The organism is Streptomyces sp. NPDC087844, from assembly GCF_044742785.1.
GTDB lineage: Bacteria > Actinomycetota > Actinomycetes > Streptomycetales > Streptomycetaceae > Streptomyces.
This window is the reverse complement of the sequence record NZ_JBIUVD010000025.1, coordinates 108703-129074: the sequence shown is the minus strand read 5'-3', so window position 1 is coordinate 129074 and position 20372 is coordinate 108703. Positions and strand designations below refer to the sequence as shown.

The window sequence follows — 20372 nt, the reverse complement described above, 5'->3', positions numbered from 1 at the left end:
CAGCTCAGCGGTGTTTGCCAAGGGTCGGCAAGCCGCCTCGATAGACAGGGCGGTACGGGGTGCGCTCAACCTTCTTGCGGAGCTTGGCCAGAGCCTCAGCATCTTCGATGCTCTGTGCTTCCTCGTCGGAGATGACACGCTTGGGCTGCGTCCACTGCCCCAACGGTCGTGACGGGTCCCAGGTGTGAAGATGGAACAGCCACCCCTCACCCTGCGTTCGGCACAACTCCGCCTTGTCGGCGTCTCTTTCAGCCAGCCACCTCTGACGAGCACGCTCCCACATCATGGCCTTCTCGGCGATTCGGTCGTGCTCACTCTGCGAGATCCAGTCCTTCACCACGCCCCCAAGGCAACGGACAGCACACAGATCATTCCAGCAGCCAGGGCGAACCCGCATCAACTTGACAAAACAGATTCCACAGAAAGGGCGGGAAATCGCGGGGCAGGGCCCGCCACTTACAGCCGGTGTCGACGACGTAGCGGATCGCGTCGACGATTTTACCGAGCGTGCTTCGAGTGACCGGTTCCCTCGATGGAGCGGTCCGCGGGTGCACGCGTGTCTATTTACTGATCGTCACCGTTTCCTGTCCGACGTACGGGATGAGGGGCGGGAGGCCGTGTGCGAAGCGAGTTGGTCCTGGAGGACATCCGCGTACAGCCGGTGAAGCGGGCCGGTGGCGGGTGGTCGTACACGATCGTCTGGCCGGACAGCTCGGTGGACGAGGAGGTGGACAGTTCCCTGCGGACGTACGAGGGGTCGGGGACACAGAAGACCTACGCATACACGCTGGTCGACCACCTGCGGTGGCGGATACGTGAAGGGCTGGGCACGGAGAAGGTGACACTGCTGGACTTGCACCGGTACATGAGGGCGGTCGGGGCGAGGGTGCCGATGCCGTTCGGACCGCCGTGGCGGATGCCGCCGAAGAAGCCGTACGGCCAGTCGGGGCTCCAGACCGCGGCGGCGTGTCTGAAGGGCTTCTACCTGCACCAGTGCGCCAAGCACGGAGTGAACGACGACCTACGGGCCGCACTGGAGACGCGGCGGCTGCCCACCCAGCAGGGCCGGGACCGGGCCCTGCTGGGGCACGCGATGACCTCGGTGCCGGCGAATTGGCTGGCGCCGAAGCAGGGCACGCGCCGCCGACACCCCAAGATGTTGCCCGACGGGGCGAGGCCGGAGCTATTAGAGGTGGTGAACACCGCCGCGACGCGATGGTCGTGACGTGGCTGTCGGACACAACGCTGCGGATCGGCGGCCTGACCGGGCTGCACCTGTCCGACCTGCACCTGCGGGACAACGCGGCCTGCGGGGACTGCCTGAAACGCATGCCCACGTCTGCCACCGGTGGGGCAACCCGAACCGCGCGGCGGCGAAGAGCAAGCCGGAATGGTGGCTGCGCGACGGCGTGATCTGCGGCGGCGAGATCTACCGGGTCAGCCCGGCAATGGTCAGCAGCTACTTCGCCTACATGACGACGGAATACAGGAAGCACGCCACCAGGCACGGGATGCTGCTGATCCATCTGGCAGGCCCCAACCTCGGCGAGCCATGGACAGCGGACGGGGCCCGCGGGATGCTGCGCAGGGCCGGCCGCCGGGCCGAACTGCCCGGCCGGATCAAGCCCCACACCTTCCGGCACACAACAACCTCCAAGATCCTCGGCCTCTCCGGCAACGACCCGATGGTCGCCAAGGTTGCCGGGAACTGGGCCTCCGCACGGACCGTCGAGGAGGTCTACGGGCACCCCGACCAGCACTCCCCGCAGTTCATCGCCGCTCTGAACGCGGTTGGGGGGAGGGAGAGTGACGGCCCTTCAACTGCTGCCTCCCTCTGGTCCCGAGCGGCAGCACCCCGACACGCACGGCTACCGACCGGCTGGAGGTGCTGACCGCACTGCTGGCATCGCCGACGGTCGATCCGACGTTTCGCGAGGACGTCATCGTGGTGCCCCGCGACCATCGTAAGGGGAAGGGCGTGCCATGACTCGATCCTCTCAACTGATCGAGTCCCCTATCGAACCCGGAGTGGTTCACCAGCCACCCACCCCCGGATCGACAGCCGTGACCCGAACCCCTGGGCTCCGCGGTTTCAGGACTCAAGGCTTCAGGGCTTCAGGGCGAGATGTCCAGCCACGCTGTCGCGTCAACTTCGTCTTGCGCCGCGTGAACACGCCACGGCGGGGGTGCACGCCATCCCCCACCGTTCGGGCCGGCCGGCCCGAACACTCACCGGGAAGAGAAGCACGGACTCATCGAAGCGCCGAGCCAGTGAGGACAGCTGTCGTGCCGTCCGCCCGGGGGTCGGTCGCCGCGTCGACCTCGTCTCCGCGCAGTCGGGCCGTCTGTACGTGGCCCGCCTCGTCGTGCGGTCCTGCCGTCCCGGCCACCTCCATACCCAGGCGGTGCGCGACGACGGTCAGGTGGCCGGCGTCCGGGGTGCCGGGCTCCAGGACGAGGGTGGGGTACGGACGGTTCAGATCGCGGGAGCCGATGACCCACCGGGGGCGGGCGAGCACGGCTTCCGGGTCCGGGGCGTCGAGCAGGTCCTCGGCCACCTGGGACAGGATCCACGCCTGGGCCCTGCCGCCCTGGCAGCCCAGGGCCACGACACGTCCCGGGGCGGTGGCGAGCGCCGGGCACAGCGTGTGCGGCGGCCGTGCCCCGGGCCGCAGCGCCCCCGGGTGTGCCGGGTCCAGGCTGAACGCCGATCCGCGGTTGTGGAGCACGATGCCGGTGGCCGGGTCGGCTATGCCGGATCCGAAACTCTGGAACACGCTCTGGATCAGGGTGACCGCGTTGCCCTCGTCGTCGACGGCGGTGACGGCGACTGTGTCCCCGGCCGGTCTGGGACCGGAGGGCAGCGCGGCGACATCACGCTCCGCGCGCAGCAGCAGGCCGTCGATGTCCACTGTGCCCGTCCGGGGGTCGCCGAGAAGCGCGTCCCGGCTCAGTTCCGCCTGTCGGGCGGCGGTCAGCGGATCGGCCGGCGGGTCGGTCGCCCGGTCCGCCCGGCGTGCGAGTACGGCCAGCAGAGAAGCGCCCTGACTGGGCGGCGGGGCCACCCACCAGGTGACGCCGTTCGCGGTCGCACTGAGCGGTGCGGTGTTCTGCGCACGGTGGCCGGCGAAGTCCGTCGCGTCGAGCAGGCTGCCGCGTTCGCGCAGACCTGCCACCAGGCGACGGGCGGTCGGCCCGGTGTAGAAGTGGCGCCAGTCGTCGGAGAGTTCCCGCAGGGTCGCGGCGAGTGCCGGCTGGGTGAGGGTGGCTCCGACGGGCAGTGGGGCTCCCGCCGTGTCCAGCAGCAGTGCCGACAGCCCCGCGTCGGCCCGTACGACGCCGAGGCGGTTGCGGATCGCCCGCGCCAGGCCCTCGCTCACCGGGACTCCGCCATCGGCCAGGGCGATGGCCGGCGCGAGGCTCCGGGCGAGCGGCAGTCGTGCCCCCAGACGGGCGAGTTCCGCCCACCCGGCGACCACTCCGGGGACGGTCACGGTGAGCGGGCCACCGGCCGGCATCCTGTCGCCCGCCGCCCGCAGCGGCGCGGGGTCGGTGGCCGCCGCGGCGGCTCCTGCCGAGAGCACCGAGCGGACCGTGCCCTGTGCGCCGTCGCGGAACAGGGCGACGAGGTCGCCGCCGATGGAGCACTGGTGCGGGTACGCCACCGTGAGCGCGGCTGCGGCAGCGAGCGCGGCGTCGATCAGGCCGCCGCCGGCGGCGGTCACCTGGCGCGCCGCCTCGACAGCGGCGGGGTGGGGTGCGGCGATCGCGATCGTGGCCACGGTCAGTCCCGGGTGGTGAGGATGGCGCGGGCGAAGGAACCGTCGGCGCCGACCAGTTTCGTGGGCAGGCAGGTCAGCTCGTAGGTGCCGGCGGGCACCTGGTCGAGGTCCGCGTTCTCCAGGATGAGCACGCCCGCGCCCAGCAGGGAGTGGTGGACGTCCCAGGTGTCGGTGCGGTGGTGGCTCTCGATGGTGAGGTAGTCGATGCCGACGAGTTCGACCTCGTGCTCGATCAGCCAGTCGGCGGCTTTCGGAGACAGGCCCACCCACTGCGGGGCGCGCTCGGTCTCCTTGAGAGGGCCCGCGGAGTTGGAGGTCTTGAGCAGGACGCGGGTGTGTCCGGTCGCCCCGCCTTCTTCCAGGTGGTGCGGTTCCACGTCGCCCTCTACGTGGGTGAGGTCGATGACGAGGGCGGGACCGACCAGCGAGTACAGGGACACCTCGTCGATGGGAGTGGCGCCGTCGCGGAAGTGGGCAGGGGCGTCGACATGGGTGCCGGTGTGGGCGCCGAGCCGCCACCGCGTGACGTTGGAGGCGTCGCCGTGGGCGAGGGACTCCACGACCTCGACCTCGGGCTTGCGTCCCCAGTGCAGCATCTCGGGGTGGATGGGCAGGGTGATGTCGTAGATCTTCACGCGGTGGCTCCAGGACGGCGGGTCGGGTCGGGACGGTGGGTCGGGTCGGGCCACGGTTCGCTCACGGCGGCCGACACCGCTCGGGCGGTGGTGAGCAGGCAGCGGTCGAACTCCTCGCCACCGTGCTTCGCGTCGGCGTCGGTCACGTCACGGCCCCAGACCCCGGTCTCGCTGACCTGGTCCATCCGGTAGTCCCAGAAGGAGTCCACGTCGATGTGCGAGGTCGCCTCGTCCATCCGTACGAGTTCGGGGTGGAGGTGGAGCATGACCGAGGTCTCGAAGAAGTTGGCGTGCATCAGCGCCCGGCCGTACTGGACATGCCCGTCGACCTCGGGGCCCGGGTACATCGTCACGTAGCCCAGGGCTCGCACGCGCGCGTCGCGGTGACGGACCCTCAGCTTCTCCGCGGACACGTCGAGCGCACCGTTGTTCCAGATGTGCCCGTTGAGCAGGATGAACTGCCGTACTCCGGAGGCGTACAAGGAGTCGATGACGTCCTCGACCACGGCGATCATCGTCTCCGGGCGAAGGGCGACCGTGCCGCCGAAGTCGCCGTGGGAGGCGGAGACGCCGAAGCTGAGCGGTGGCACCACCGGCACGCCGGTGAGGGCGGACACGCCGAGGGCGACGGCACGGCAGATGAGCGTGTCGACGGCCAACGGGAGGTGCGGGCCGTGCTGTTCGGTGGCGCCGACGGGGATGATCACGGCGTTCTGGGCGGCGGCGGTGGTCTCCGCCTGCTGCCAGGTCAGTTCCTCCCACAGCACGGGGGCTCCGGAACCGCCGAGTTCGGCGGCGAGGGCGGGGACGTCCAGGCCGGTGGGTATCCCCGGGGCAGTGGGAAGGTCCGGGCCGGTGGGGACGGGCTGCCCGGCGGGATCGGGGACGGCTGGTGTCATGGTGTTTCCTTCTTCCTCGGGCCAGGTGTCAGCACACGTACGTCTCGGCAGTCAGGTGTCTGCGGGTGTGCTGTGCAACCGGCTGTCACCAGACCCGCCGGCTTTTGTCCGGCAGCAGGTCGAGGGCCCGGACCGGGACGACCTCGTTCTCCTCGACCGTGGTGATCCAAACCGTCGCGTCCGGGCTGTAGTCGCTGATCAGTTCCCGGCACACCCCGCACGGCGCGATCACCCGGAACCGTCCGGCGGGCTTGATCTGGACGGATACGACCGCGGTGACGGACAGCGGCTGTTCTCCGGGGTACGCCGCGCGGGCCGCTCCCAGCGCGACGCCCTCGGCGCAGATGGAGCTGCGCCGGCAGGAGCCTTCGAGGTGGACCCCGGTGTGTACGGCCCCGTCGGCCGTGCGCACCGCCGACGCCACCTCGTGCCGGCCGTCACGCCAGACGCGGGCCAGCAACTCCTGTGCCAGTACGAGCAGTTCGACGTCGTCCTCGCTCATGGACGCGGGCACGGCGACACGCGCGATGCCGGCGGGCGCCGTAGCGGAGAGCGCCCTGCCGGAAAGCGGGGCACTCACGCGGTGATCCCGAGCAGACGGGCCATGTTGCCGCCCTCGACGAGCGCGCGGTCCTTCTCGTCCGGTATCGCCTTCGCGATCTTCATACGCTCCAGGTCGAAGTCGGAGCCGGGCCACTCGCTGCCCAGGAGGATCTTCTCCGGCCCCAGTCGGGCGTAGGCCCGCTTCACGTCGCTCATCAGCGTCGCCGAGGTCTCCAGGTACACGTGGGGCTGCCGCTCGGCGACGATGATCGCCTCGGGAACATTCCACACCGCGCCCATGTGGGCGATGATCGTGGGCACGCCGGGGTGGTCGCGGGCGATCTCCTCGATGGCCAGCGGGGCGCAGAAGGAGTCGTCCAGGGCGTTGACCAGGACCATCAGTCCGCGTCGCGCGCAGGCCTCGAACAGCGGGTCCAGCAGGCCGTGGTCGGCGACGTGGTAGCCGTGCAGGCTGGGGTGGAGCTTGAGACCGACCAGGCCGGCGTCGGCCATCCGGTCGATCTCCTCGATGGCGTCGTCGGCCTGCGGGAGGACCTGCCCGAACCCGAAGAAGCGGTCGGGGTGGGCGGCGACCAGGGAACTGATGAAGTCGTTCTCGATGCGCTGGGCGAGCGAGCAGACCATGGCCATGTCGACGCCGGCGGCGTCCATCCGGTCCAGGATGCGCCGGGGCTCGAACGGGGTGTACGGCGGCGGCGCCTGGCCCTTGCGGACGCCGGTGAGGTAGTCCGACCGTCCCCGGACGTCCTGGGTCGTGTTGTACGCGTCGATGATCACCAGGGATCAGCCTTTCTCAACTGTGCTGGGCACCAGGGGCAGGTGGCAGCGCACGGTGCGGCCGGGTGCGACGGTCCGCAGTTCCGGCATGCGGGTACGGCACTGGGCCTCGGCGAAGGGGCAGCGGGTCTGGAACAGACAGCCCTCCGGCGGGTTAGCGGGATCGGGCAGTTCGCCCTCCAGGACCCGTCGTTCGCGCCGCCCGCTGGGGCGCAGGGACGGCACCGAGGACAGCAGCGCTTCGGAGTAGGGGTGTGCGGGGCCGGCGAAGAAGGCGTCCCGGGACGCGACCTCGATGATCTGGCCCAGGTACATGACGGCCACGCGGTCGGCGATGTGCCGTACGACGCCCAGGTCGTGGGAGATGAACAGCATGGTCAGGCCGCGCTCGCGGACCATGTCCGACAGCAGGTTCAGTACCTGCGCCTGGATGGAGACGTCCAGCGCGGAGACCGCCTCGTCCGCCACGACGAACTTGGGTGAGGATGCCAGTGCCCTGGCGATGCCGATGCGCTGGCGCTGGCCGCCGGAGAACTCGTGCGGCTTGCGCCGGCCGGCCTCGGCGCCGAGGCCCACCCGGTCCAGCAACTCCCCCACGACCGGCGCGGCTTCGGCCCGGCTCGCGCCGCGCGCCCGCAGCAGCGGTTCGGCGACGATGTCGGCGATCCTGCGCCGCGGGTTGAGCGAACCGAACGGGTCCTGGAACACCATCTGCAGGTCGGCCCGGGTGCGCCGCAGCCGCGTACCCCTGAGCCGGGTGATGTTCAGGCCGAGGAAGTCGATGGTGCCGGACGCGGGCTCGATCACCCGCAGCAGGGCCCGGCCCAGGGTGGACTTGCCGCATCCCGACTCACCGACCAGGCCCAGCGTCTCGCCTTCGAGGATCTCCAGATCGACGTCGCGCAGCGCCCGGACCTTGCCGCCCGAGCGTCCGCGGTACTCGACGCGCAGTTTCTCGGCCCGGATGAGCGGGGTTCCGGGCGGCGCCGGGAGTACGGGGGGCGTCGGGCCGGAGGCCGCGGAGACGGGGGTGGTCGGTGGCGAGGTCATGAGCTCCCCTTCTCGTTGCGTACCGGACCCGCAGCGTGCGCCGCCCGGCGTACGGGTCCGGTCAGGACGCAGGCGTCGAGGTGGCCGGGTCCGCCGTGCCGGTGGCGTAGTCCGGGCTGCTCGGCGCACTCGTCCCGGGCGAAGGCGCAGCGCGCGGCGAACGCGCATCCCTCAGGGCGGTCCACGCCGGTCAGCGGGTTGCCGGGAATGGCGGGCAGCCGGTCGGCGACCGGTCCGTCGATGGGCGGCACCGAGCCCAACAGACCGATGGTGTAAGGGTGTTGCGGGTTGAACAGCACCTCGTCGCGCGTGCCCTGTTCGACGATGCGGCCGGCGTACATCACGGCGACGCGGTCGGCGACCTCGGCGACGACTCCCAGGTCGTGGGTGATCAGGAGGACGGCGGTGCCGTGGTCGGCGCTGGCCCGTTGGAGCACGGAGAGGACCTGTGCCTGGATGGTCACGTCGAGTGCCGTGGTGGGTTCGTCGGCGATCAGGACGGCGGGGTCGTTGGCCAGGCCCATGGCGATCATCACGCGCTGGCGCATGCCGCCCGACAACTGGTGGGGCAGGGCACGGGAGTTGGAACGGGGATTGGCTATGCCGACCTCGCCGAGGAGTTCCACGGCCCGGTCCATGGCTGTCGCGTGCGGTATCCGGCGGTGGGCCCGCATCATCTCGGTGACCTGGGCGCCGACCCGGTGCAGCGGGTTGAGTGCGGCCAGGGCGTCCTGGAAGACGACGGCGATGTCCTTGCCCCGGATGGAGCGCAGTTCGCGTTCGGACGCCTCGGCGAGGTTGCGGCCGTTGAAGGCCACCTCGCCGCTGATGTGGGTGCGCGGGCCCCGGTTGAGGCCGACCAGGCTCATGGACAGCGCGGACTTGCCCGAGCCGGACTCGCCGACCAGCGCGAGGATCTCGCCCTGGTGGAGGGTCAGGTCGACGCCGGCGACGGCCGGGAGCCGGCCGGAGGGGACGTCGAAGCCGACCCGCAGCCCGCGGACCTCCAGGACCACGGGCGGCTGCACGGCCTGGCTCTCCTGCCCCTCCTGCCCCTCCTGCCCCTCCTGCCCGCGGACTCCGGCGGGCGCGGGCCCGTTCACGGCGTGCCGCTCACGGCCGTGGCCGCGGTGTGGATCAGGTCGGCGACCCGTCGCGGGTGCACGAGCGTGGTGTAGTGGCTGCCGGGGACGTGTTCGGTGACGGCCTGCATCCGGGCGGCCATGTCGCGCTGCGCGTCCGGGCGCAGGGTGCGGTCGTCGTCGGCGACCAGGTACCAGGAGGGCAGGGTGCCCCAGGCCGGTTTCCCGGTCGGCTGGGTGAAGATGAGGTTCTCCGCCTTGCGTCCCTCGGCCTCGACGACGGCCCGTTGCTCCGGCGAGAGGTCGGGGCCGATCTCGGCCCAGAACTCCTCGCTCGCCTCCGACTTCCACTCGCCGTTCGGGCCGCGCCGCATGTACGCCGAGATCTCCGCGGGCTCGTAGCGTTCGACGATGCCGCTGACGGTCTCGCCCTCCACGGGGCCGAAGGCCGCGATGTAGACGAGGCCCCTGGCCGCGGGGTGGTGGCCGACGTTGGTGATGACCGCACCCCCGTAGGAGTGGCCGACCAGGAGCACCGGTCCCGGCAGCTCCGCCACGGCGGCGGTGGTGTGCGCCACGTCTGCCTCAAGGGAGGTCAGGGGGTTGGTGACGGCGACCGTCCGGTGTCCCAGGGCGGCGAGCAGGGGCTCGACCTCCGACCAGGTGGTGGGGCGTCCGCCCGCTCCGTGGACCAGCACGATGTCCATGCGGCTCAGCCTTTCCTTATGCGTGGGTCGAGGATCATGTAGAGCACGTCCACCGCGTAGTTGACGAGGACGAACAGCAGGGCGATGGCGAGCGCGGCTCCTTGTACGACGGGGTAGTCGCGCTGGAGCACGCCCTGCACAAGCAGCCGGCCGACGCCGCCGTAGGAGAAGACGGTCTCGGTGATCACGGAGCCGCCCAGCAGGGACCCGAACTGCAGGCCGAGGACCGTCACGATGGGCAGCCAGGAGTTGCGCAGGACATGGCGGCGGATCACCGCGGACTCGGCGAGTCCCTTCATCCGGGCGGTCCTGACGAAGTCGTCGCCGAGAACGTCCAGGACGGAGGCGCGCACGATGCGGGTGATGTAACCGGCCATGGACAGCGCCAGGGTGGTGGCCGGCAGGATCAGGTGCTGGATCCAGGGGCCGACCAGTTCGAAGCGGTTCTGCAGGATCGCGTCGAGAACGACGAAGTTGGTCGTGGGCCGGTAGTCCAGCGAACTGGGCAGCCGTCCCAGCACGGGCAGCCAGCGCAGCCAGACGCCGAACACGACGATGGCGATCACGCCGAGCGCGAACCACGGCAGGGAGAAGCTGACGGTCGCCACGGTCCGGGTCGTGGTGTCGATCCAGGTGCCCTTGCGCAGTGCGGCGACCACACCGGTGACCACACCCAGGAGCACGGCCACGGTCATCGCGGCCAGGGTCAGTTCGATGGTGCCCGGCAGGGCGTCGCCCAGCAGACCCAGGACGCTGTTGGAGCCGAAGAACGACTCACCGAAGCGCAGGTGCACCAGGTTGTCGAGGTAGGTGCCGTACTGGGTGAGCAGCGGCTGGTCGAGGCCGAGCGCCTCGCTGGCCCGGGCCTCGTTCTGCGCCATCTCCGCGGCCGTGAGGTTCGTGCCGCCGCCTGCCAGGGAGGCGGTGGGCGAGCCGGGCAGCAGGCGCATCGCGACGAACACCAGGGTCGCCAGGGCGAACAGGACGACCGGGATGCCGAGGAGCCTGCGGTACATGGTCCACACGATGTCGGTGCGTTCGGACCGGGGCCGGTGCGGGCGCCGCAGTCGTGACAGCGGGAGGGTGCTCATGCGGAGCCCTTCGGGTCGAGCGCGTCCCGCAGGTCGTCGCCCACGAAGTTGCAGGCCACGACGAACAGCAGGGTCAGGGCCGCCGGCAGCACCACCAGGCGGGGCGCGGAGTAGAGGAACTCCTGGCCGGCCTGGACCATGTAGCCCCAGTCGGGGGTGGGCGGCTGGATGCCGAGGCCGAGGTAGGACAGGCCGGCGGCGAAGCCGGCCGCGACCGACAGGGTCATGACGACCTGGGCCACCATCGGCCCGGCGATGTTGGGCAGGATCTCCTGCGCCAGGATGCGCGGGGTGCGGGTGCCTCCCAGGCGGGCGGCGACGATGTAGTCCCGGGTCGTCTCCCTGGCCGCGAGGGCCCGGGCGAGCCGGGCCAGACCGGGGGCGAGGGACACGCCGACCCCGATGACAAGGCTGGTGGTGCCCGGTCCGGCCGCGGCGACCAGCAGGATGACCAGGAGGATGGACGGGAAGGCCAGGGCCAGGTCGACGGCGCGCATCAGCAGCTGTTCGACCATGCCGCCCGCGTACCCGGCGAGCAGGCCGACGCCGGTGCCGAGCACGGCGGCCAGGGCGGTCGAGGCGAACGCCACGAACAACAACGGCCGTGCCCCGTGCACCAGCCGGGCCAGTTCGTCCCGGCCCAGGTCGTCGGTACCGAGCGGATGGCCGGGCGAACCGAAGGGCAGCATCGCCGAGGAGGTCTGCCGGACCGGGTCGGCCGACAGCAGTAGAGGCCCCACGAGGGCTATGAGGACGATCGCGACAAGGAACACCCAGGACACCATCGCGGGCCAGGACGTACCGATGCCGAGCTGCCGCAGTCTCGCCAGGCGGCCCCGGCCGCCGCCCCCGCTTCCTCGCCGGCCTCCGTCGCCCTTCGCCGGCCGGCCACTTGGCACCGCTCCGCCGACGGGGGCCGCCGCGAGGCCGTCGCTCGGGCCGATGACGGCACCCGTGTGGTCAGACACTGGCTTTCTCCATGAAACAGCGGTGGTTGCCGAGTGCCGCGCTGTTGATGCCCTTCACCTTGGCTCCGCCGACCACCAGGTTGGTGGAGCAGGCCAGCATGGCGATCACCATGTACTCCTCCGCCCAGCGCCGCTGGATCCTGGAGTAGGCGGCGGTGCGCTTCTTGCCGACGGGGAGGTTCTTGGCCGCCAGCAGGTCCTCGGCCAGGGTGTCGACGCCGTCCAGCGTGTCCAGGCCGGTGATGGTGCTGCCGTAGAGACCGGCGGGGTTGGCCATGGAACCGACCATGTTGTTGGGGTCGGGGACGTAGGAGTTGCGCTCCCAGATCATCAGGTCGTGGTAGTCGTCCTTGCCGTCGCTGAGTCGGCTGAAGTACGACGCCGGGTCGACGGAGGTGGTCTTCACCTTGAAGCCGGCGTCCTCCAGGTTCTGCTTGACGATCTGCGCGGCCTTGGGGTGCCAGGAGTCGCTGGCCGCCATCAGTCCCAGCTCGCGGCCCACCGCTCCGGCCTCCTTAAGAAGCTTCTTCGCCTGTGCGAGGTTCTTCGTGCTCAGGTCGGCGAGGGCGGGGTCGTAGCCGTTCTGGGCCGGCGGGATCGCGTACCCCTTGGGTTCGCTGCCGACGCCGAAGAAGGCCTGCTGGACGATCGCCTTGCGGTCGATGGCCAGGTTGATGGCCTTGCGCACCTTCAGTTCGGGAACGCGCCGGGCGTCGATCATCAAAATCGCGTCGAAGCCCTCCTTGGTGTCGTGGACGGTGACCGCGGGGTCGGACTTCAGCTGTTCCACGGCGGAGTAGGGGGTGAACTGGGTGGCGGACACATCGCCGCTGAGCAGGGAGCTGACGATCGCCGAGGGGTCCTGCACCTGACGCAGGACCAGGCGGTCGATCGGCGGCCGGCCGAGCCGGAAGTCGTCGAAGGCCTCAAGGGTCACGGACTGGCCGGAGGTGGCCGAGGCGAACTTGAAGGGGCCGGTGCCGACGAGGTGCTTGCCTATGCCGTCCCCGTACTTGTCGAGGGCGGCCTTGGAGATGATGCGGCCGCCGATGTCGGAGAGCTGGGCGAGGACGGTCCGGTCGGGCGCCTTGAGCACCAGCTCGACCGTGAGGTCGTCCTTGGCGGTCAGCGAGGCGACGTTGTTGCCGAGGGAGGCGAGCGGTCTGGACGCGCCCTTCGGCAGGGTCTTGTTCTCCGGGTCGAACTGCCGGTTCAGGGTGGCCAGGACGTCGGCGGAGGACAGCGTCGTGCCGTCGTGGAACTTCACGCCCTCGCGGAGGGCGAAGGTGTAGGTGAGCTGGTCGTCGGAGATCTTCCAGCTCCTGGCCAGGTCCGGTGTGGGCTCGTTGGACTCGAAGGAGATGAAGGTGAGGCCGCGGCAGATGCAGTCCACCGCCATCCAGTCCCCCAGCGTCGTGTAGAAGGCGGGGTCGTTGACCGCGCTGGTGGAGTCGATGGCGAGGGTGAGGGTGCCGCCCTTGCCGGATCCACCGCCGGACTTCTCGGACCCGTCGTCGGCCACACCGCAGGCGGCGAGCAGCGGGGTCAGTCCGAAGCCCACTCCGACGCCGAGGATGCCGGCGCCGCGCAGCACGGTCCGGCGGGACACCTGCGGTTCGGCCGGGCGGAGTGCGGGCGTTCCCTGCGACTGATCCGGCATGAGGGCCTCCTTGGGGCACCGTTCCTCTGAAACCTATAAGGAATGGATCTAATCTTATGTTGATTGGATCCAAAATTATCGTGTCCGGCTCGCGAGTCCGAGCCGTGTCCCGGGTGTTACGAGCGCATGAAACCGGGATCTTGGGTGTTATCTGCCTACATCTCTTGACAGGCGCCAATCCATGACTGGCCGTCAGGTCCCGCAGCAGTGGTCCGCGCCGGCCGACGGGTCGGGGATGTCCATGGCCGGATTGCGGTCGAAGAAGCCGTCGGGCTCGAAAACCAGCCGCACCCGGTCGACCGGCATGACCGGCCACTGCTCGGGCCGCGGGAAGTGATGGCTGCCGACGACCGGCCACAGCACCAGCTCCGCCCCGTCCAGCGAGCGGTCCTTGCGCTGCCAGACCTGTACGCCGTCCTCGCCGGGCTCCGCCTGGTTCGGGTACTGCCCGCCGACGTAACTCTCGGCGGGATCGGAGACCGTCGCCCACAGATGCTGGTGGACGAAGGGCGCCCGGCGGGCCATCACCGACTCGGGCCGCGCGAAGGGCCGGGTGGTGTTGGGCAGCAGAAGACGGTACGCCGTCGGGTCCCCGTAGCGGTTCCGCTTCTCGGCGCTCTCCACCCGCCAGTGCCGGGACGTCGCCGGGTTCGTGCGGCGGGCGGCCTGCGACTCCGACAGCAGCGGGGTGCGCACCATGCGGACCGCGTTGCCGTACGGGTCGTGGCGGGGGTCGTCCTCCGCCTCGGCGTTCTCCTCGACCAGGCGGTTGAGCGGGCCGTCCACCGCGGCGTCCAGGCGCAGCCCGAAGTAGTGCTGGTGCGCGGGAGCCTGGACGTTGCGCGAGACGACCCTGCCGTGCCGCACCTCCTCCCCCTCCTCGATGCCGGAGGCCGACAGCATGCCGGTGAGTTTGATCTCCAGCTCGATCCGGCCGTCCTGGTAGAGCGACCAGTAGAAGCCGTAGTCGTAGTTGGCCACCGTCTGGAAGCTGGAGATGATCAGCCGCCGGGAGCGCCGCACCTCGCTCACCCCGCGTCGCAGGTCGTTGTGCTTCCAGAGGATGCCGTCGTCCTCCTCGTGCATGCAGACGGCCTGGGCGACCTCCTGGGCGGCGCCGTCACCGGCGAGGTAGGCCGCGTCGAAGTAGTGGATGACGCCCAGGCAGTCGCAGCCCAGCGCCAGCGAGTTGGTCAGCGGACCGGCGCCGTACTCGCCCCAGTCGAAGAAGTTCTTGCGGAACTGCGTGGAGCTCGGGTCCAGGTAGGGGACGTACATCTCGTTGCAGGCGGCCCGCTTGAGCACCGAGCGCCCCAGGAAGCCGAGGTCGTACAGGACCAATCCCTCGCGGTGGGTGAAGCCGACGCGGAACTCCCAGCCCTGCCAGCTGACCTTGTGCCCGTCGACGGTGAAGCTCGGCCCCTCGGGCTGCACCACCTCCAGCGGCTTCAGCCCTTCGCGGTCCGGACCGAACCCGCCTGCCGCCAGCGGCCCCGGCTCCTCGGAGACCGGGACGACGCCGTGGTCCTCGACCTCCAGCACCTCCATGGTCGCCATGTCGATGATCGGGATGACGCCCTGCACGGGGCGCACATAGGCGTTGTCGTCCTCCTGGACCCGGTGCCAGACCGAACCCCAGGTGATCCTGCGGTCCTTGTACCTCTCCGGCACGAAGCCGCCGATGGACTCCGCGTCGATCACCGTCAGCGACGCGTCGTGGATGCCCCGCCGGGCCAGCACCTCGCGGAACAGCGGGCTCGCCCGGCACGCCTGGGCCGCCGCGCGCGCCTCCGTCGAGGTGATGCCGGGCCGGCGGATGTCCACCGGCCGCCACTCCAGGCAGCGCGGCTCGGCACCGAGTTGCACGTCGATCTCCCAGGCGCCGGGCAGGTCGTGGTCCATCGCCACCAGGCCCACCCGCACCTCCCCCGCGGCATGCCGGCCGGTCATCACCTCACGGGCGAAGTGTTCGTCCAGCACGGCGCCCCAGAACCTGGTCCGCTCCCCCAGCCGGCTGTCGGCCCTCGCCACGGCGACGGCCGCGTCGATCTCCGCGGGAGACAGCGGGTCGAGAGGATGGGCGCGCGCACGCCGGGCATGGACACGGGTACTGACACTTCCGGGTGGGTTGTGCATGGTGTGCTCCGCTCATCTGCACGGGCCACAGGCCTTGGATCCTGCGACCTTTAGAATGGATACATAAAGCTGTGAGGGGCGGTCACCGCCGGCCCGAGCCGTTGCCTTCGCCCTTCCCGACCAGACGGAGACCTCATGGACACCGCCCCGCTCCCCGACGCGGACTCGCCCGCAGGAAAGGGCAAGGCGCTCGTCGACGACACCGCGGCCGCGATCCGCGCGCGGATCCTCTCCGGCGAGATCCCCATCGGGGCTCAGCTGCGCCAGGTCGAACTCGCGGAGACGCTCGGCGTGAGCCGCACCCCGGTGCGGGAGGCGCTGCGTCAACTCCAGGCGGGCGGCCTCATCGAGGTGCTGCCCAACCGTGGCGCCGTGGTCCGAGTCCCCGCCCCCTGGGAGGTCCGCGAGGCGTACGAGGTCCGCGCCGAACTCGAAGGGCTCGCCTGTGTCCGGGCGGTCCGCGCGGTCACCCCCGAGGTGCTGCGGGAACTGCGCGAGGCCAACGAGACGGTGCGCGCCGTCAGTGGTGGTCCGGCGCCGAGCGAGGGTTCCTCGCCCGCCACCTCCGCGAAGGCTGTGCCCTCCCCGAACTCCTCCCCCTCCACCTCCGCGAACGACTGCTTCCACACCCTGATCCACACCGTCGCCGGCAACAGACGTCTCGCGCGCGCCATCAAGGACGTCAACGAGGCGTTCCCGCGCAACGTCTCCGCCCTCGTACTGCAGGACAACCCGCGCCATCGCGAGGACAACATCCGCGAACACGAACGGATCGTCGAGGCTCTCGCCGCCGAGGACGCGGAGCGGGCGCGCAGTGAGATGAAGGCCCATGTGATCAGCGCGGGCGAGCAGTTGGCCCGCTGGTACGAACAGCGATCGGCCACCGTCTTCCACGGCTGACCGGCAGTCCGGGCGGGCGCCGGGACTACCGGGGGCGGCGGTCATGTCGCGGCTCCCGGTCCGGGCCGCTCGGTGATGCCCATCGCGGCCGGGGACAGGAAGTCCAGGTCCGGCCGTTCCTTGCCCTCCGCCAGATCCGCGAGCGCGGCGCCCACCGCGGGCCCGAACTTGAAGCCGTGGCCGGAACAGGCCGCCGCCACCAACACCCTGTCCTCGCCCGGCAGCCGGCCGACGGCGAAGCGGTTGTTCGGGGCCATGGTGTAGCGGCAGGCGATCGTCTCCTCCACCGGCCCGTCGGCCGCCGGAAGGAACCGCGAGGCCAGACCGAGGAGCCGGTCCCGCTCGGCCCCGGTGACCGGCCCGGCGGGCACCGACGGGTCCTCCTCCGGCCCGTGGTCGAGGCCGATCTTGACGCCGGCTCCGCCGAAGGCCGGGATGCCGTACAGCAGACCGACGTCCGGCACGTCGACGGAGAACGCGCCCAGCAGCGGCGGTTCCAGCAGATGCCGCCGCGAGGAGCCGAGGTGCAGGTTCACGATCCGCACCACGCTCAGCGGCCGGGCGAAGGCGGGCAGCAGTTCGCCGGTCCAGGGGCCCGCGCACACGACCAGCAGGTCCGCGCGCAGGACGCCCTGCCCGGTGTCGACGCGTACGCCCTCACCGTCCCGGTGCCAGCCGAGCACGGCGCAGCCGTCCCGCCGGTCCACGCCGTGCGCACGGCCGAGCGCCGCCAGCGCGGTGAGCGAAGTCCGGGCGTCGATGACACCGGCGGCCGGATCGTGGACCGCGGAGAAGCCTTCGCACAGGCGCAGTCCGGGGAAGAGCTCCGCGGCACGGGCGTGGTCGACGTTCTCGCAGCCGGGGCCGCGCAGTGTGGCGGGGGCGCCGGCCGCCCTGGCGTACAGGCCGCCCGTGGTCGTCACCAGCCGCTGCCCGGCGGCGAGTTCGAGTGCGTCCCAAGCGCTGTAGGCGGCGTCGACCAGGCCGTCCCAGACCTCGGCGGGATAGGCCCGCCGGATCATCCGCGTCCGGCCGTGCGAGGAGCCCTCGGTGTGGCCTGCGGGGAACCGGTCGAGATGGATCACGCTCGCTCCACGGGCCGCCAACTGCCAGGCGGCGGACGAACCGTGGACACCGGCGCCGACGACGATCACGTCGGCCCGGTCTCCCGCGGCCCCTGCCGGCCGCGAGAAGGCGGTCCGCAGACCGGCGGAAGCGGGCTCGGGGACAGTGGCCACGCCGCTCCCGGTCCCAGGCCCCGCGGCGGTACCCGTCGCGGAAGCGGGCTCGGGACCGGCGGACGTACGCGTCGCGGATTCCGGAGCCACATCTGACGGGAACCCGGATGTCGCACGCGACAGGGTTTCGGCGGTCGCCTCCCGCGCTCCCCGGCGGCGCCGTTCCCGTGCCGTCAGCGCGGCGATGAGCGCGTCCACGTCGTCCTCGTTGTTGTAGACGTGCGGTGAGGCCCGGACGACCCGTTCCAGACCGCGCCTGCCCAGGTCCCACTGGCCGTGCGAGGCGGGCACGGTCGTCAGCCTGAAACCGGTGGCCCGCAGGTCCCGTACGGTCCGGCGGGGGTCCTCGTCCTCGCGCAGGAACGTCACGATGCCCGAGGCCGCCGCCGACGGATCGGTCCGCCGGATCCCCGGTACGTCCGACAGCCCGGCCCTCAGCCGTTCGGCCAGTCCCGTCACGTGGTCGCGGATCCGTGCGACACCGAGGTCGAGTGCCTCGTCCAGGGCCGTGCCCAGGCCCAGCCGCAGGGCGTGGGAGGACTCCCACGTCTCGTAGCGTCGCGCCCCGGGCACCACCTCGTACTGGTAGGCCGACGACCACTGGGCACCGCGTACGTCCGGGGCTGCGGGCCGCGCTCTCTCCCGCAGCCCCGGGCCGACGTACAGCAGGCCCGTGCCGCGCGGTCCGCGCAGGAACTTGCGGCCGGTGGCGACGACGATGCCGCAGCGCATCTCCCCGATGTCGACCGGGAGTTGGCCGAGCGACTGCGTCGCGTCCAGCAGCAGCGGCACTCCCGCGCGGGCGGCCAGCGCGCCCGCTTCGGCGACCGGCTCCACCAGCCCTGAGGAGGTGGGGACGTGAGCGATCGTCACCAGCGCCGCGGGCTCACGCAGGGCGGTCTCCAGCGCGCCGAGATCCACCTGACCGCTCGCGTCGGCCGGCAGCACCTCCAGCACGATGCCGTGCGAGTCCCGCATCTCCAGCAGGTGCAGGGCGGAGCTGACATAGGTGGAGGACGAGGCCAGGACCCGGTCGCCCGGCTGGAGCCGCAGGGCTCCCATCGCCCGCTGCCACGCCGTGGAGGCGCTGTCCACCAGGGCGATGTCCTGCGGGGCGGCGCCGAGCAGCCGGGCGGCCGAGCCGTACACCCGCTCCGTACGGTCGGCCAGCGCCTCGGCCGCCTCGTAGCCGCCGAGCAGCGACTCCAGGCGCAGGTGGTCCGTGACGGTGTCGAGGGTCGCCGCGCTGGGCAGCGCGGCCCCGGCGGCGTTCATGTGGTGGGCGTGGCGCATGCCGGGGGTGGCGGCGCGCAGGGCCGCGACGTCGAGTGCCGTGACGTCGAGTGCCGTGACGTCGGATGTCGGACTCCGGGGAGGCGGCGGGGGTACGGAGACCGCTGTCGTGTCGGTACTCATAGTGCGACGACCACCGCCTTGCGTTCGCAGTAGGAGTACAGGGCGTCGTCGCCCAGGTCCCGGCCCAGGCCCGAGTCGCCGACTCCCCCGAAGGGCAGCGCCGGGTCGAAGATGTTGTAGGTGTTGATCCACACCGTTCCGGCGCGCAGCCGCGCGGCCATGCGGTGTGCGCGGGAGAGGTCCCTGGTCCACACGCCGGCGGCGAGTCCGTAGGTGGTGTCGTTGCCGATGGCGACGGCTTCGTCGTCGTCCTCGAAGGGGATCACTCCCACCACGGGGCCGAAGATCTCCTCCCGGGCGATCCGCATGCTGTTGGTGACGTTCGTGAACAGCGCCGGTTCGACGAAGTAGCCGGGCCGGTCCGGCACTTGGCCGCCGGTCACCAGCGTCGCGCCCTCGGCGACACCGGCCTCGACGTACGACAGGACCTGGGTCCGCTGCTCCTCCGAGACCAGGGGGCCGACGGTGATTCCGCCGTCCAGACCGTTGCCGACAGGGACCTTGCGCACCGCGTCGGCCAGGCGCTCCTCCATCTCCGCGAGGACGGAGCGCTGGACGAGCAGCCTGCTGCCGGCCGTGCACATCTGCCCGGAGTGGCCGAAGGCGGCCCGCATGGCGGTGATGACGGCGGCGTCCAGGTCGGCGTCGGCGAAGACGATGTTGGGGCTCTTGCCGCCGAGTTCCAGAGTGAGGCGCTTGACGGTGGGGGCGGCGGCGCCCATCACGAGCCGGCCGACCTCCGTGGATCCGGTGAAGGACACCTTGGCGACCCCTGGGTGCGCGGTGAGCGCGGCGCCCACCTCGCCGTCGCCGGTGAGGACGTTCAGCACTCCCGCCGGCAGGCCCGCCTCCTCGCACAGGGCGGCGACGCGGAGCATGGTCAGCGGAGTCTGTTCGGCGGGCTTGACCACGACGGTGCAGCCCGCGGCGAGCGCGGGGGCCAGTTTGAAGCAGCCGGTCATGATCGGGAAATTCCACGGCAGGATCAACGCGGCCACCCCGACGGGCTCGGGCACCGTGTAGACGTGGTGTCCCGCATCCAGCGGCACGACCGTGCCGGTGAGCCGGGCGGGGGCGCCCGCGAAGTGACGGAACGTCCTGGCGCTCATCGCGGTGTCGGCGCGCGAGCGTTCGACGGGTTTGCCGTTGTCCCGGGTCTCCAGTACCGCCAGCTCCTCGGCGTGCTCCTCGATCAGCTCGGCGATCCGGTGCAGTATCCGGCTCCGCTCGGCGGCCGGCAGGCCGCGCCAGCGGCCGTCCTCGTGCGCCCTGGTGGCCGCGGCCACGGCGTCGTCGACATCCTGCGGCGTGGCCTGTGCGACCCGGCTCAGGACGGTCTCCGAGGCGGGATCGATGACGGGGAACGTACGGCGGTCGCCGGGAGCGATCCACCGTCCGTCGACAAGGAAAGGTTCCAGCGGCGCGGGTTGGGCCTTGAACGTGGTCATGGCGTCTTCCGTGAGGGTC

18 protein-coding genes and 1 pseudogene are annotated in these 20372 nt (G+C 71.2%); 3 read left to right on the top strand and 16 right to left on the bottom strand.

Annotated features, from left to right (window positions below):
• Positions 1–4: 4 nt before the first annotated feature.
• A complete protein-coding gene (locus ACIOKD_RS35500; RefSeq protein ID WP_402092081.1) occupies positions 5–340 on the bottom strand; it encodes a hypothetical protein in 336 nt (111 codons plus the stop codon).
• Between the two features lie 82 nt (positions 341–422).
• Positions 423–554 (bottom strand): annotated as a pseudogene (locus tag ACIOKD_RS35495) (transposase); the annotation flags it as partial.
• Between the two features lie 65 nt (positions 555–619).
• Between ACIOKD_RS35495 and ACIOKD_RS35490 the strand changes: the two are divergent.
• Together ACIOKD_RS35490 and ACIOKD_RS35485 are read left to right on the top strand one after the other, a co-directional pair.
• On the top strand, positions 620–1225 hold the full coding sequence (locus ACIOKD_RS35490; protein ID WP_402092080.1) for a hypothetical protein: 606 nt from the start codon (positions 620–622) through the stop codon (positions 1223–1225).
• Between the two features lie 184 nt (positions 1226–1409).
• Positions 1410–1892 carry a tyrosine-type recombinase/integrase gene (locus ACIOKD_RS35485; RefSeq protein ID WP_402092079.1) on the top strand — a complete coding sequence of 161 codons (483 nt, stop codon included), beginning with the start codon at positions 1410–1412 and terminating at the stop codon, positions 1890–1892.
• A 360-nt stretch (positions 1893–2252) separates the two neighbouring features.
• On the opposite strand, the gene ACIOKD_RS35480 is transcribed toward ACIOKD_RS35485, so the two are convergent.
• The 12 genes from ACIOKD_RS35480 to ACIOKD_RS35425 form a co-directional block, all read right to left on the bottom strand.
• A complete protein-coding gene (locus ACIOKD_RS35480) occupies positions 2253–3782 on the bottom strand; it encodes a gamma-glutamyltransferase (protein ID WP_402092078.1) in 1530 nt (509 codons plus the stop codon).
• 2 nt (positions 3783–3784) lie between these two features.
• Positions 3785–4417: a cyclase family protein gene (locus ACIOKD_RS35475; protein WP_402092077.1), complete on the bottom strand. Its 633-nt coding sequence runs from the start codon at positions 4415–4417 to the stop codon at positions 3785–3787.
• A complete protein-coding gene (locus ACIOKD_RS35470) occupies positions 4414–5316 on the bottom strand; it encodes a creatininase family protein (protein ID WP_402092075.1) in 903 nt (300 codons plus the stop codon). Before ACIOKD_RS35470 ends, ACIOKD_RS35475 begins: the two co-directional genes overlap by 4 nt.
• Positions 5317–5401: 85 nt before the next feature.
• Positions 5402–5896: a cytidine deaminase gene (locus ACIOKD_RS35465; RefSeq protein WP_402092074.1), complete on the bottom strand. Its 495-nt coding sequence runs from the start codon at positions 5894–5896 to the stop codon at positions 5402–5404.
• Entirely contained in the window at positions 5893–6657 is a 765-nt protein-coding gene (locus tag ACIOKD_RS35460; RefSeq protein WP_402092073.1) for an amidohydrolase family protein, read from the bottom strand. The genes ACIOKD_RS35465 and ACIOKD_RS35460 overlap by 4 nt, the downstream gene beginning before the upstream one ends.
• Before the next feature lie 6 nt (positions 6658–6663).
• On the bottom strand, positions 6664–7707 hold the full coding sequence (locus tag ACIOKD_RS35455; protein WP_402092072.1) for an ABC transporter ATP-binding protein: 1044 nt from the start codon (positions 7705–7707) through the stop codon (positions 6664–6666).
• A complete protein-coding gene (locus ACIOKD_RS35450; protein ID WP_402092070.1) occupies positions 7704–8810 on the bottom strand; it encodes an ABC transporter ATP-binding protein in 1107 nt (368 codons plus the stop codon). Before ACIOKD_RS35450 ends, ACIOKD_RS35455 begins: the two co-directional genes overlap by 4 nt.
• A complete protein-coding gene (locus ACIOKD_RS35445) occupies positions 8807–9496 on the bottom strand; it encodes an alpha/beta hydrolase (RefSeq protein ID WP_402092068.1) in 690 nt (229 codons plus the stop codon). The genes ACIOKD_RS35450 and ACIOKD_RS35445 overlap by 4 nt, the downstream gene beginning before the upstream one ends.
• 5 nt (positions 9497–9501) lie before the next feature.
• Positions 9502–10587 (bottom strand): ABC transporter permease, encoded by a 1086-nt coding sequence (locus ACIOKD_RS35440; protein WP_402092066.1) that lies wholly within the window; start codon positions 10585–10587, stop codon positions 9502–9504.
• Positions 10584–11555, bottom strand: coding sequence for an ABC transporter permease (locus tag ACIOKD_RS35435; protein ID WP_402092064.1), 972 nt, complete (start codon positions 11553–11555; stop codon positions 10584–10586). The genes ACIOKD_RS35440 and ACIOKD_RS35435 overlap by 4 nt, the downstream gene beginning before the upstream one ends.
• A complete protein-coding gene (locus ACIOKD_RS35430) occupies positions 11548–13215 on the bottom strand; it encodes an ABC transporter substrate-binding protein (protein WP_402092063.1) in 1668 nt (555 codons plus the stop codon). Before ACIOKD_RS35430 ends, ACIOKD_RS35435 begins: the two co-directional genes overlap by 8 nt.
• Before the next feature lie 192 nt (positions 13216–13407).
• Entirely contained in the window at positions 13408–15351 is a 1944-nt protein-coding gene (locus tag ACIOKD_RS35425; RefSeq protein ID WP_402092062.1) for a primary-amine oxidase, read from the bottom strand.
• A gap of 135 nt (positions 15352–15486) precedes the next feature.
• On the opposite strand from ACIOKD_RS35425, the gene ACIOKD_RS35420 reads away from it, so the two are divergent.
• Positions 15487–16251 (top strand): GntR family transcriptional regulator, encoded by a 765-nt coding sequence (locus tag ACIOKD_RS35420; protein WP_402092060.1) that lies wholly within the window; start codon positions 15487–15489, stop codon positions 16249–16251.
• Positions 16252–16292: 41 nt separating this feature from the next.
• Here the strand turns inward: ACIOKD_RS35420 and ACIOKD_RS35415 are convergent, their stop codons facing one another.
• Together ACIOKD_RS35415 and ACIOKD_RS35410 are read right to left on the bottom strand one after the other, a co-directional pair.
• Positions 16293–18905, bottom strand: coding sequence for an FAD-dependent oxidoreductase (locus ACIOKD_RS35415; protein WP_402092058.1), 2613 nt, complete (start codon positions 18903–18905; stop codon positions 16293–16295).
• Positions 18902–20353 carry an aldehyde dehydrogenase family protein gene (locus ACIOKD_RS35410; RefSeq protein ID WP_402092057.1) on the bottom strand — a complete coding sequence of 484 codons (1452 nt, stop codon included), beginning with the start codon at positions 20351–20353 and terminating at the stop codon, positions 18902–18904. The genes ACIOKD_RS35415 and ACIOKD_RS35410 overlap by 4 nt, the downstream gene beginning before the upstream one ends.
• Positions 20354–20372 lie beyond the last annotated feature (19 nt).